The following is a 12,562-nucleotide window of genomic DNA, read 5'->3' as shown; positions in this document are numbered from 1 at the left end:
GAGGGGCGAATAATGTCTATTGCCTAATAATCCGCTATGGGATTATGGATTAAATCTTACAACCGCCGCCTGCACAATCATCATCTTGTGGTTGTACTGCGTCTTTCTGGTCATCGCTCGCACCGTCACGAGTATTGTGGTAGTAAAGCGTCTTCACACCGTACTTGTACGCGGTAAGAAGATCTTGGAGAAGTTTCTTCATTGGTACTTTACCGCTCTCAAAACGGGTTGGATCATAGTTTGTGTTTGCCGAGATAGCCTGATCCACAAACTTCTGCATGATGCCCACAAGGTGTAAGTAGCCATCATTCGAGCCGATATTCCAAAGAAGCTCGTAGTTTTCCTTGTATTCAGTGAACTCTGGAACAACTTGCTTCAAGATACCATCTTTAGACGCTTTGACTGATACATAGCCACGTGGAGGCTCAATACCGTTGGTTGCGTTCGAAATTTGAGAAGATGTTTCAGACGGCATAAGCGCAGTTAGCGTCGAGTTACGCAGACCGTGTGTCATGATTTCTTCGCGTAGGCCGTCCCAGTCGTAATGCAATGGTTCGTCACACACGAGATCGACGTCTTTCTTGTAAGTGTCGATTGGCAGTAGACCTTTCGCGTAGTTCGTCTCGTGGAAAGAAGGACATTTACCTTGCTCTTTCGCTAGTGCCACAGACGCTTTGAGCAAGTAGTACTGCATTGCTTCAAATGTACGGTGAGTTAGGCCGTTTGCACTGCCGTCCGAGTATTTCACGCCATTTTTCGCTAGGTAGTAAGCGTAGTTGATCACGCCGACACCTAAAGTACGGCGGTTCATCGTTGACTTGTAAGCCGCTGGAAGCGGGTAATCTTGGTAATCAAGCAGCGCATCAAGAGCACGAACAACTAGGTCAGACAGTTCTTCGAAATCATCAAGAGATTTAATCGCACCAAGGTTGAATGCAGAGAGTGTACACAGCGCAATCTCACCAGAGTCATCTTCAACGTTGGTTAGCGGCTTGGTTGGCAGCGCGATTTCCAAACACAGGTTAGATTGACGAACAGGTGCAACTTCTGAATCAAACGGGCTGTGGGTGTTACAGTGGTCAACGTTTTGAATATAGATACGACCTGTAGAAGCACGTTCTTGCATCAAGATAGAGAACATCTCGATTGCTTTAACCGTTTCTTTCTTAACTGAAGGATCGTTTTCGTATTTAACGTATAGGCGCTCGAACTCATCTTGGTTCTCAAAGAACGCATCATACAGACCTGGTACGTCAGAAGGAGAGAACAACGTGATGTTGCCACCTTCTACCAAGCGTTGATACATCAAGCGGTTCAACTGAACGCCGTAATCCATGTGACGAACACGGTTCTCTTCAACACCACGGTTATTCTTAAGAACCATCAGTGCTTGAGACTCTCCATGCCACAGTGGGTAAAATACCGTTGCAGCACCACCGCGAACACCACCTTGAGAACAGCATTTCACTGCGGTTTGGAAGTATTTGTAGAAAGGAATACAACCTGTGTGGAATGCTTCACCACCGCGGATTTCTGAACCCAGAGCACGGATACGACCTGCGTTGATACCGATACCGGCACGCTGAGAAACGTAACGAACAATGGAGCTTGCCGTTGCGTTGATAGAATCTAGGCTGTCACCACACTCGATCAGTACACACGAGCTGAACTGGCGAGTAGGAGTACGTACACCTGACATGATCGGTGTAGGTAGAGAAATCTTGAATGTAGAGGTCGCATCGTAAAAACGCTTGATGTAGTCAAGGCGCGTTTCTTTCGGGTATTTTGCGAACAAACAAGCAGCAACAAGAATGTAAAGGAACTGAGCACTCTCGTAGATTTCACCAGATACTCGGTTCTGAACAAAGTACTTACCTTCGAGCTGTTTAACCGCTGCGTAAGAGAAATCTAGATCGCGGCGGTGATCGATATACGCGTCAAGCTCATCCAATTCCGCTTTTGTGTAGTCCTCTAGGATATGCTGGTCGTATTTACCCATATCGATCAGCTTCGCAACGTGATCATACAGTGCTGGTGGCTCGTACTGACCATACGCTTTTTTGCGCAGGTGGAATACCGCCAAGCGAGCAGCAAGGTATTGATAATCTGGTGTCTCTTCTGAGATCAGATCAGCAGCGGATTTGATGATGGTTTCATGGATATCTGAAGTCGTGATGCCATCATAAAATTGAATGTGAGCGCGTAGTTCTACTTGAGATACAGAAACGTTGTCGAGGCCTTCTGCTGCCCAAGCGATTACTCGGTGGATCTTCTCAAGATCAATGCTTTCTTTACGACCGTCGCGTTTGGTAACGGTAAGTTGTTGGTTCATTCTGCTTAATTTCCCTAACAAAACTGATAAAAGCCGTGTTTTTGTGTAATTCTTGTAAAATTCGTACCGGCTTTGTGATCAAAGTCTATCTATATATTGTAGTACAAACACAATATATAGGGGTGCATTGGTGTGCGGGTTACAAGATAGTGCTATCTGAGGTGGTTTTCAAGTTGGAGATCTTGGATGACTTGTGGATAACTAACAAAATTGAAAAAATCAGTAAGTGACTACTAACCGATGAAATAAGAGCGGATAAGATTGTAGAAAATTACCGTTTTGGAATCGGTTTATTCGTAACCACAAACAAAAAAAAATATCTTGATCTTTGCCAATTTTTTCCCGCATTTTTTCGCCTGGTGAAAATGGAATCAACTCGACAAAAATCGTTCAAAAAAGCACTAAAAAAGGCGGTGAGCTTATGCTACCGCCTTAGAAATAACCACTAGATATAGGGTGTTATCTTGGTGTTAAAACTTCTGAGTGTGGACGATGTAATTGACGTCGACCTTACGACCAAGTTTATATGAATCAGTGAGTGGGTTATAGTGTAGCCCTGTAATTCCTGTCTCTGTCAGGTCGGTTTGGTCAACCATTTTGATCAGTTCAGACGGGCGAATGAACTTCTCGTGATCGTGAGTACCTTCAGGGACGATCTTAAGCAGTTTCTCTGCACCGACGATGGCAAACAAGTAAGACTTAATATTGCGATTTAAGGTCGAGAAAAAGACATGGCCACTTGGTTTAACTAGCGCTGCGCAAGAGCGAACAACGGAAAGCGGGTCAGGGACGTGCTCTAGCATCTCCATGCAAGTGACGACATCGTATTTTCCAGCATGGGTTGCGGCATGGTCTTCGATGGTGCTTTGGATGTACTCAAGCTTGGTGCCTGTCTCCAAAGCGTGCAGTCGAGCGACTTCAAGGGGTTCTTTGCCCATGTCTAATCCGGTCACGATCGCACCTTCTTTCGCCATACTCTCAGCAAGGATGCCACCACCACAGCCAACGTCGAGCACTGTCTTGCCAAAAAGGCCATTGGCGTTATCTAAAACATAGTTCAAGCGTAGCGGGTTGATTTGATGCAGAGGTTTAAACTCGCCCTCCAGATCCCACCAGCGTGAAGCCATATCCTCAAATTTCTTAATTTCGTTTGGGTCGACGTTTTGTGCTTGTGTCATAACTGCTCTGTGTTGTACCGCTTCCTTGAATTAGGCAGGCATTATAGCGCGTTAAAATGAACACTCCATAGGGCATGTCACTTTTATACTAAACTGGTGAAAATATAACCATTAATCAGCGAGATAAAATAAGAGTGTGCAATTTCTCGGCATTTGATTCACAACCAAGCTCACAACCTGATAAAAGGAGAGGGAAAGTAATGCCGAAGAGTCGATTTGTGTGTTATATTTTTGCACCTTAAACGTATTGTACATACGATCTATAAATAGAGGGATAATGGCTCTATGAGCGATCTAGCTAAAGAGATCACGCCCGTAAACATTGAAGATGAGCTTAGAGGTTCATACCTTGACTATGCGATGTCCGTAATCGTTGGTCGTGCTCTTCCTGATGTGCGTGATGGCCTAAAGCCTGTACACCGCCGCGTTTTGTTCGCGATGAATGTGCTAGGTAATGATTGGAATAAACCATACAAAAAATCTGCCCGTGTTGTTGGCGACGTAATCGGTAAATATCACCCGCATGGTGACAGTGCTGTATACGACACTATCGTGCGTATGGCTCAGCCGTTTTCATTACGTTACATGCTAGTTGATGGCCAAGGTAACTTTGGTTCTATCGATGGTGACTCAGCAGCGGCAATGCGTTATACCGAAGTTCGCATGGCAAAAATTGCCCATGAACTTCTCGCTGACTTAGACAAAGAAACCGTGGATTACGTACCAAACTATGACGGTACTGAGCAAATCCCTGCGGTTCTTCCTACTAAAATTCCTAACCTATTGGTAAACGGTGCTTCTGGTATCGCAGTAGGTATGGCAACCAACATCCCGCCACATAACCTTGGCGAAGTGATCGATGGCTGCTTGGCATACATCAATAATGAAGAGATCACGATTGATGAGTTAATGGACTACATTCCTGGTCCAGATTTCCCAACAGCGGCACTAATCAGTGGTCGCAAAGGCATTGTAGACGCGTACAAGACTGGCCGCGGTAAAATTTACATGCGCTCTAAAGCGGAAATCGAAGCGGACAAGAATGGTAAAGAGACCATTATCGTTACCGAGATCCCTTATCAGGTGAACAAAGCTCGCTTGATCGAAAAGATCGCTGAGCTTGTTAAAGATAAGAAAGTCGAAGGCATTAGTGCACTGCGCGATGAGTCTGACAAAGACGGTATGCGCATTGTTATCGAATGTAAGCGTGATGCAGTGGGCGAAGTGGTTCTAAACAACCTATACGCCAACACTCAGCTTCAAACGACGTTCGGTATCAACATGGTTGCGCTGAACAACGGCCAGCCACAGCTGTTCAACCTAAAAGAGATGTTGAAGTGCTTCGTGGATCACCGCCGTGAAGTGGTGACTCGTCGTACTATCTTTGAATTGCGTAAAGCTCGTGAGCGTGCACATATCCTAGAAGGTTTGGCACTGGCATTAGCGAACATCGATGAGATCATCGAACTGATCCGTAAGGCGCCAACACCAGCAGAGGCGAAAGCCGGTCTTGTGGCTCGCGGTTGGGATCTAGGCAATGTAGCAGCAATGCTAGAGCGCGCGGGTACTGATGCGGCTCGTCCTGAGTGGCTAGAAGCACAATACGGTATCCGTGACGGTCAGTACTTCCTGACAGAAACTCAAGCGCAAGCAATCCTAGACCTACGTCTACACAAGCTTACTGGTCTTGAGCACGAGAAGATTCTTGACGAGTACAAAGCGCTTCTAGAAGAAATCGCTGAACTGATGCACATTCTTGCAAGCACTGAGCGTTTGATGGAAGTGATCCGCGAAGAACTAGAAACAGTTCGCGATGCATTTGGTGATGTTCGTCGTACGGAAATCACAGCAGCAAGCCATGACATCGACATGGAAGAGCTGATTGCACGTGAAGACGTGGTCGTGACTCTTTCTCACGAAGGTTACGTTAAGTACCAAATCCTAAGCGATTACGAAGCACAGCGTCGTGGTGGTAAAGGTAAGAGTGCAACGAAGATGAAAGATGAAGATTACATCGAGCGTCTGTTGGTTGCGAATACTCACGATAACATCCTATGTTTCTCTACACGTGGTAAAACTTACCGTCTGAAAGTGTATCAATTGCCGTTAGCGAGCCGAACTGCTCGTGGTAAGCCAATCATCAATATTCTACCGCTAGAAGAAGGTGAGCGTATTACCGCAATTCTACCAGTTGATGAGTTCTCACCAGAGAAATTCATCTTTATGGCAACTGGTGACGGTACGGTTAAGAAGACATCGCTTGATCAATTTGCAAACGTACGTTCAAACGGTCTAATTGCAGTTAACCTACGTGATGACGATTCCTTGATTGGCGTTGATATTACCAACGGCGATAGCGACATCATGCTGTTCTCTAAAGCGGGTAAAGTAGTTCGTTTCAACGAAGATAAAGTTCGTGCAATGGGTCGTACTGCGGCAGGTGTTCGCGGTATGAAACTGGCTGATGAAGATCAAGTTGTCTCTCTCATTGTTCCTTCAAACGAAGGTGACATTCTAACTGTAACGCAAAACGGCTACGGTAAACGTACCGAGCTTGCCGAGTACCCGACGAAAGGTCGTGCAACACAAGGTGTTGTCTCTATCAAAGTGTCAGAGCGTAACGGTCCAGTTGTTGGTGCGGTACAGGTAGAAGAAGGCGATGAGATGATGATGATCACCGACGCTGGTACTCTAGTTCGTACACGTGTTTCTGAAGTGAGCCAAGTTGGCCGTAATACGCAAGGTGTTACGCTAATTCGCACTGCAGAAGATGAGAATGTTGTTGGACTTCAGCGCATTGACGAAGTAGAAGAGGTGGATTTACCAGAAGGTGAAGATGCTGCTGATACAGAAAACACAGCTGAAGTAACGTCTGAGAATCCAGAAACGCCGACTGGCGATGATGAGCCTCAAGCGTAAACACGTTTTAAATGAATCAAAGCCGAGCAATTGCTCGGCTTTTTTGTGCTCAGAATTAAGCAATTTCGCCAATAGTTTCAATAAGGTGTATAACTCGTCTCAAAAGTGTCTCTCTCTGAGTTAGTCTGCACTATGGTTCACGTATAGTGACCAAACTACGCAGTAAAAGGAGAGATGAGATGGGTTTAGATACACCAATGGCGATATCCAATTATCTAGGTGGCTTGCTCGCCTTACTCATTTTCTATCCATTTGCACTTGTTACACTGCAAATTGCTATTTACTCGCCCACTAAACGCGTCCGTATTACGAAAAAATTTAATATTCTTTGCGCTTGTGCAGCAGCGTTCCTGCTTGTCATGCATATGCAAACTGAGGTGATTTATGGCAAAGAGCTGTTAGATCGCTACTATTCGACGCACGCCAACGAACTACCTGTTGTAAGTGAAGAAGATGGAACCACGCAAGAGGCTAGCGATGGGGTGGGACTGCCTGAAACGACGAAAAAATGACGTCAATATTTTGCAGCCAATTCAATAATTTACAGTCTGTTGTTTGGTTGTCAAATGTTCGTGCATCTTGGTTAAAATCTCGATAATATTCGCCACTTTCCTACTGTTCCAGGCGAAATATCAACCATGAAATTATCATTAAAACAAAAACTGATAGGTGCCAGCTTATTAGCGGTGGTGCTAATGGCAAGCGTGCTAACTTGGCTATCTGCAGACCAACTTTTCCAACAAACTCGTAACGGCGTATATGCTCGTGCAGAGAGTCTAGCCGCTGCTGCTTCAGAAGGGATCTCTGACTGGATCTCCATTCGTAAACAAATTTCTACTGCGTTCAACGATTACAGCCAAGAAGCCGATGTCGTTCCATACTTGCAGCAAGCGCGTAAAGCTGGTGGGTTCGATGATATCTTCCTCGGTACTCCAGAGGGCGGAATGTACCGCTCGCACCCTGAGCGAAATCGTGCAGACTATGATCCACGTACTCGCCCTTGGTACAAAGATGCCAATGCTGCGGGCAAGCAAATCATCACAACTGCCTATAAAGATGCGATTACCAATGCGCTATTGGTGACAATTGCTGAGCCAGTTCGTCGCAACGGCCAGTTTGTCGGTATTGTTGGTGCTGATGTTTTGATCGATCAGTTGATCAACGATGTCATCAATCTCGATGCGGGTAAGAACGCTTACGCGATGCTTATTGATACTCAAGATGGCAACTTCCTAGCACACCCAAACAAAGACTTATCGCTGAAACCTGTGTCAACGCTTTCAAATAAATTTACCCTTCGCGCGATTCAAGAAGCGGCAAATACCGGCTCTATTGAGCTGATTGAGCGAAACGGCGTAGAGAAAATGGTCTTTTTTAAGCAAGTACCAGATACCCCGTGGATTTTTGCGATTGAAATGGATCGTGCGACAGAAGAAGCGGCACACTCAGAGTTATTGGTTGACCTGATCATTACGGCAATCGTGATTACTTTGATCGTCGTCTTTGTTGTCTCTTGGTTGGTGAGCTTCTTGTTCCGCGACTTAGGCCGCGTATCCAAAGCGTTGGAAGAAATTGCATCAGGTGAAGGCGATTTGACTCAAAGACTTGAACCTCGTAGTGACGACGAAGTTGGTCAATTGGCGTCAAACTTCAATACCTTCGTTGGTAACATGCATTCGATGGTGTCTAAACTGAGCTTAGTTTCAGCGTCACTGTCAGAGCAAGCGAAGCAAACCGCGCAACATGCTGAAGAGCGCAGTGCCCGTATTCGTCATCAACAAGATGAAATCAACATGGTTGCTACTGCTATCAATGAAATGGCTGCAGCCACACAGGAAATCGCGGGCAACGCCGATCATACGGCACAAAACTCGTCAGAAGCGGTATCAGCGTGTGTGCATGGTGGTCAGCAAGTGGTGCAAACACAAAGTTCGATTCAAAATCTGGCGCAGGAAGTTCAGGTAGCGACCGAGGTTATTCAAGAACTTGAAGCACACGGCAATAGCATTAGTACGATTCTATCGACCATTCAAGATATTGCAGAGCAAACCAACCTACTTGCACTGAACGCGGCAATTGAAGCGGCGCGTGCGGGTGAACAAGGTCGTGGATTTGCAGTGGTGGCCGACGAAGTTCGTGTGTTGAGTCAACGTACTCATGCTTCGACGAAAGAAATCCAGCAGATGATTGAAACTCTACAAGGTACGACGGGTAAAGCCGTAGGCATTATGGGCGATAGCCGCATGTTGGCGGATACCAGTGTCGGCGATGCGGATTCTGCGGCAGTGAGTTTAACCCAAATCCAAACGGCTGTTGAACGCATCAGTGATATGGCGACTCAAATTGCTTCAGCGGCAGAAGAGCAAGCGTCGGTCACATCTGAAATTACGCGAAACACCGTGGGTATTCGTGATGTGTCGAATGACCTGGCGGATGAGGCACATGACGCGGCATCTCAAGCGGCGCAATTGTCAGAGCTATCTCATGAGCTAGAACAAGAAATCAATCGCTTCAAGTTGTAAGCGCCATACTCTGTTTCGACTAAGCCCGGTTATAACTTCCGGGCTTTTTTTGTTTGATACTTTTCCAAAATGGAAAAATCAACTTATCAAAATTTCAATAGTAGAAATGATCGTGCAAGTTTTAAAATCCATACAAACAACAAGGATTACAAGCTATGCCGACTTCTCTCAACGCATTCCAACAACGTGTTCACGCTATCGTGACCGACACCAACCTTAGCCCAAAACAAAAGAACCAATTTCTCGCTTTAGAAGCGGAGGCGAACCTTCCATATTTGGAGGTGTCTGATGCCGTTTCGATTGCTATGGAACAAGGCATCATTTGTGACATGTTTGAGGGACACGCACCTTTCAAACCTCGCTACGTGCTGCCCGATTATGCAAAATATCTAAAGCAAGGCTCGATGCATCTTGAAGTTGAGCCTGCACAAGATTTTGATGATGCCCTCAATTTGCTGAACATTCTTTATCATCACGTTCCCTCGGTCACTAATATTCCCGTTTATCTTGGTCAACTTGACGAAGTGCTGCTTCCTTATGTCGGCTCTCTAACAGAGCAACAGGTTTATGCCAAACTCAAGCGCTTCTGGATTATGTTGGACCGCACCCTACCTGATGCATTCATGCATGTGAATATCGGTCCTACGGACAATGTGATTTGCCGAACCATTCTTAAAGTCGATGCAGAGCTTAAACAGATCGCGCCCAACTTAACTTTCATGTATGACTCGAACGTCACTCCAGACGATCTTTTAAGGCAAGCAACCAGTAATATTTGCGAATGCAGTAAGCCACACATCGCCAATTATCCAATGCATGCAAGCGCGTATGGTGATAAACAGTTTGGCATTGTTAGCTGCTACAACTCATTGCCGTTAGCGGGTGGTTCCAACACGCTAGTGAGAATGAACTTGAAAGAAGTGGCTAAGCGTTCAAAAGACAGTACGGACTTTATTGATTACGTTCTTCCGACGTACAACGAGCTAATGATTGAGCTCATTGAGGCAAGAAGCCGTCATCTGCATGAACACTCAAACTTCTTTAAAGGCTTTTTGGCGACGGAGGCACTGATTTACGAGAACCGTTTTGCACCAATGTACGGGATATACGGCATGGCAGAGGCGGTCAATATCCTTTTAGAGAAAGAAGATTGCAATGAACAATATGGCCACAGTGATAAGGCAAACCGACTCGCGCTTGCCATTTCTGAAAAGCTGGCGCATTTGGTCGACACTAGCCCGGTTAAATACGGCTATGAAGGCAAAGCATTGTTGCATGCTCAAGGCGGAATTAGCCTTGATAAAGATGTCACACCAGGTGTGCGTATTCCTTATGGGACCGAGCCGGATCCGGTGAGCTATGTTCAAGCGACCGCGCCGCAGCACAAATACTATACGTCGGGGATCAGTGATATCTTAACGATTGATGAAACCGTTAAATCGAACCCTGAAGCGATGTTCAATCTTTGCAAAGGTGCGTTGGCGATGGGCTACCGCGAGTTTACGGCAAACGTGGCATCAAACGATTTAGTTCGTGTAACTGGCTATATGGTTAAGCTTTCTGACATCGCCAAGTTCGCCGCTTCAGGTTCACGCTCGAACACGACATTTCTTGGTGCAGAAGCGGCAAATAACACCGGCATACTTGAGCGCAGTCCACGAGTCGTCAGCATGGAGTCGCAGCCGTACTATCAGTAAGGTCTTACGATGGAAAAAAGCGCATTTGTCAGCCGAATTCTGAACTTTTCATGTGTGGATGGACCAGGAAATCGCCTGGTCATCTTCCTACAAGGGTGTAATTTTAACTGCATTACCTGCCATAACCCTCACACAATCAATCACTGCAACCATTGCGGTGATTGTGTTGCTGTGTGCCCAAGCGGAGCTTTAACGCTAGAGGGTAGTGGGCGAGTCGCATGGAACGAGAACAAGTGCACCCATTGTGATGATTGCCTTGATCGCTGCGATCATCATTCGAGTCCCAAGGTTGCAAGTTACACTGTCACTCAAGTCATAAGGCTGATTAGAAAGCAGCGCCATTTCATCAGTGGTATTACCATGTCCGGAGGCGAAGCGACCTTGCAGCTTCCTTTCATCATTGAACTGTTCAAAGCGATCAAACAGGACGAAGAGTTATCACACCTCACTTGTTTTATTGATAGCAATGGTTATTTGTCGCAACGAGGATGGCTCAACGTGTTGCCCTATATGGATGGGGCGATGATTGATCTGAAATCTTGGCAGAATGAAACCCATCAGTGGCTTGTTGGTCGCGACAACCATAAAGTCATTCGATCGATTCGCTTGTTAGCAGAGCACGGAAAATTACACGAGCTACGACTTCTTCACGTGCCAGATAAAAGTGATTTGGAGAGTGAAATTTCCCAAATTGCAGCGCTTATCAACCAGCTGCCAGCCAACGTCAATATTAGGCTCAACGCTTTTCAGCATCATGGCGTGATTGGCCAAGCGCTATCATGGCCAAAATGTAGCGAAGGGCAAATCGATCACCTCTACCAACGGCTTGAAAAGCTCGTTCCAAATCCGATCAGCCGCCCCAGCGTTTACGTCTGATGCACCGCCAAAAGTTGCTGATGGAGCCAGCGCAATGCAGGATGATTTAAACTGGCTTGATTCCAAACCAAACTGTATCCAACTTGGCCATAATCAAAGGGTAGAGGTTTCTGAATGAGCAACTTCGCTTGATATGCCTTGTCTGCCCAGGCTTTGGAGCAGGTTAATATTCGTTCGGAGTGATGGCACAACACGGCGGCAGAACCAAAATCTGAAACAGAGATACTCACATCACGTGAACGATGTTGCTGAGTCAAATTCTGTTCGAAGAAGGGTTCGGCAAGGTCGTCATCGTGAATCCCAATGTGTAGGTATTGAAGATAATCATCGATTGATATTGTTCGCTTGCTCGCTAAAGGGTGAGTGGGCGAAAGCAGACAGACCATTTCATCTTCCATGATTTGCTGCCACATCAAATCGCGGCTTCGTGTCGGCGGTTGGCTCACATCGTGGGGCAGCAGCATAAAATCGACCTGACCGCGGCTCAACGAGTCAAAGTTCATTTGCTCTTTAGCGAAAAGCTGAACGTGTTTAGCAGAGGACAACTGTTGGCAGATCTGTTCAATTCGCTCGGCAAATAGCTCGAAGGTACTTTCGCGCATAGACAATGAAATGGTGCCGGTAAAACTGGCAGGTTCGAATTCTCCTTGATGAAGAATACCGTTCATGCTCGACAAAATACCATGAATTTGCGGAGCAATGCTCAGAGCAAAGGAGGTTGGGAGCAATAAGGTTCCCTCTCGATAAAAGAGCTCATCACCTAACTGCTCTCTAAGTTGTGACAGCGTTTTGCTTACACTAGAGGGCGTGACACATAATTTCTCAGCCGCTTTTGTCACGCTGTTGGTTGAAAGCATAACGTGAAGTACCGTTAAGTGCTTCATGCTGATTCGGGAAAGGGCAATAAAATCCATGGCGTAACATTGTTGGTCAGTTTCTACTGCATTATATCCGCGTTGACTGCTTTGCAAAGTGCTCGTTGTGTGGAAGTGCTATTCCGCTTCTATACTAGAGTAACAATGGCTATTAATTTATTGC

General features: G+C 46.0%; 8 protein-coding genes. 5 read left to right on the top strand and 3 right to left on the bottom strand.

Annotated features, from left to right (window positions below):
• Positions 1-49: 49 nt before the first annotated feature.
• Together nrdA and ubiG are read right to left on the bottom strand one after the other, a co-directional pair.
• Positions 50-2,332 (bottom strand): class 1a ribonucleoside-diphosphate reductase subunit alpha, encoded by a 2,283-nt coding sequence (gene nrdA, locus ACUALS_RS07700; RefSeq protein ID WP_005473790.1) that lies wholly within the window; start codon positions 2,330-2,332, stop codon positions 50-52.
• Between the two features lie 470 nt (positions 2,333-2,802).
• Entirely contained in the window at positions 2,803-3,510 is a 708-nt protein-coding gene (ubiG, locus tag ACUALS_RS07695) for a bifunctional 2-polyprenyl-6-hydroxyphenol methylase/3-demethylubiquinol 3-O-methyltransferase UbiG (protein ID WP_454448084.1), read from the bottom strand.
• Positions 3,511-3,795: 285 nt separating this feature from the next.
• Here ubiG and gyrA point away from each other — a divergent pair, with 285 nt between their 5' ends.
• The 5 genes from gyrA to ACUALS_RS07670 all read left to right on the top strand — a co-directional run bounded on the left by gyrA (position 3,796) and on the right by ACUALS_RS07670 (position 11,524).
• Positions 3,796-6,429, top strand: coding sequence for a DNA topoisomerase (ATP-hydrolyzing) subunit A (gene gyrA, locus ACUALS_RS07690; RefSeq protein WP_005473809.1), 2,634 nt, complete (start codon positions 3,796-3,798; stop codon positions 6,427-6,429).
• 179 nt (positions 6,430-6,608) lie between these two features.
• Complete coding sequence (locus ACUALS_RS07685; RefSeq protein ID WP_454448083.1) at positions 6,609-6,941, top strand: hypothetical protein; 333 nt, start codon at positions 6,609-6,611, stop codon at positions 6,939-6,941.
• A 126-nt stretch (positions 6,942-7,067) separates the two neighbouring features.
• On the top strand, positions 7,068-8,951 hold the full coding sequence (locus ACUALS_RS07680; RefSeq protein WP_038212000.1) for a methyl-accepting chemotaxis protein: 1,884 nt from the start codon (positions 7,068-7,070) through the stop codon (positions 8,949-8,951).
• A gap of 155 nt (positions 8,952-9,106) precedes the next feature.
• On the top strand, positions 9,107-10,648 hold the full coding sequence (locus tag ACUALS_RS07675; protein WP_454448082.1) for a YjjI family glycine radical enzyme: 1,542 nt from the start codon (positions 9,107-9,109) through the stop codon (positions 10,646-10,648).
• A 9-nt stretch (positions 10,649-10,657) separates the two neighbouring features.
• On the top strand, positions 10,658-11,524 hold the full coding sequence (locus tag ACUALS_RS07670; protein ID WP_454448081.1) for a YjjW family glycine radical enzyme activase: 867 nt from the start codon (positions 10,658-10,660) through the stop codon (positions 11,522-11,524).
• Here the strand turns inward: ACUALS_RS07670 and ACUALS_RS07665 are convergent.
• Entirely contained in the window at positions 11,515-12,438 is a 924-nt protein-coding gene (locus ACUALS_RS07665; protein WP_454448080.1) for a LysR family transcriptional regulator, read from the bottom strand. The two genes, ACUALS_RS07670 and ACUALS_RS07665, sit on opposite strands and share 10 nt — an antisense overlap.
• Positions 12,439-12,562: the final 124 nt, after the last annotated feature.

The sequence above is a fragment of the Vibrio sp. NH-7 genome (genome assembly GCF_053643215.1).
This window is presented reverse-complemented; position numbering and strand designations above follow the sequence as displayed.

Bases quoted from the DNA above. Each gene is read 5' to 3' on its own strand.
- nrdA (WP_005473790.1), bottom strand. From the start codon at position 2,332: ATGAACCAACAACTTACCGTTACCAAACGCGACGGTCGTAAAGAAAGC.
- ubiG (WP_454448084.1), bottom strand. From the start codon at position 3,510: ATGACACAAGCACAAAACGTCGACCCAAACGAAATTAAGAAATTTGAG.
- gyrA (WP_005473809.1), top strand. From the start codon at position 3,796: ATGAGCGATCTAGCTAAAGAGATCACGCCCGTAAACATTGAAGATGAG.
- ACUALS_RS07685 (WP_454448083.1), top strand. From the start codon at position 6,609: ATGGGTTTAGATACACCAATGGCGATATCCAATTATCTAGGTGGCTTG.
- ACUALS_RS07680 (WP_038212000.1), top strand. From the start codon at position 7,068: ATGAAATTATCATTAAAACAAAAACTGATAGGTGCCAGCTTATTAGCG.
- ACUALS_RS07675 (WP_454448082.1), top strand. From the start codon at position 9,107: ATGCCGACTTCTCTCAACGCATTCCAACAACGTGTTCACGCTATCGTG.
- ACUALS_RS07670 (WP_454448081.1), top strand. From the start codon at position 10,658: ATGGAAAAAAGCGCATTTGTCAGCCGAATTCTGAACTTTTCATGTGTG.
- ACUALS_RS07665 (WP_454448080.1), bottom strand. From the start codon at position 12,438: ATGGATTTTATTGCCCTTTCCCGAATCAGCATGAAGCACTTAACGGTA.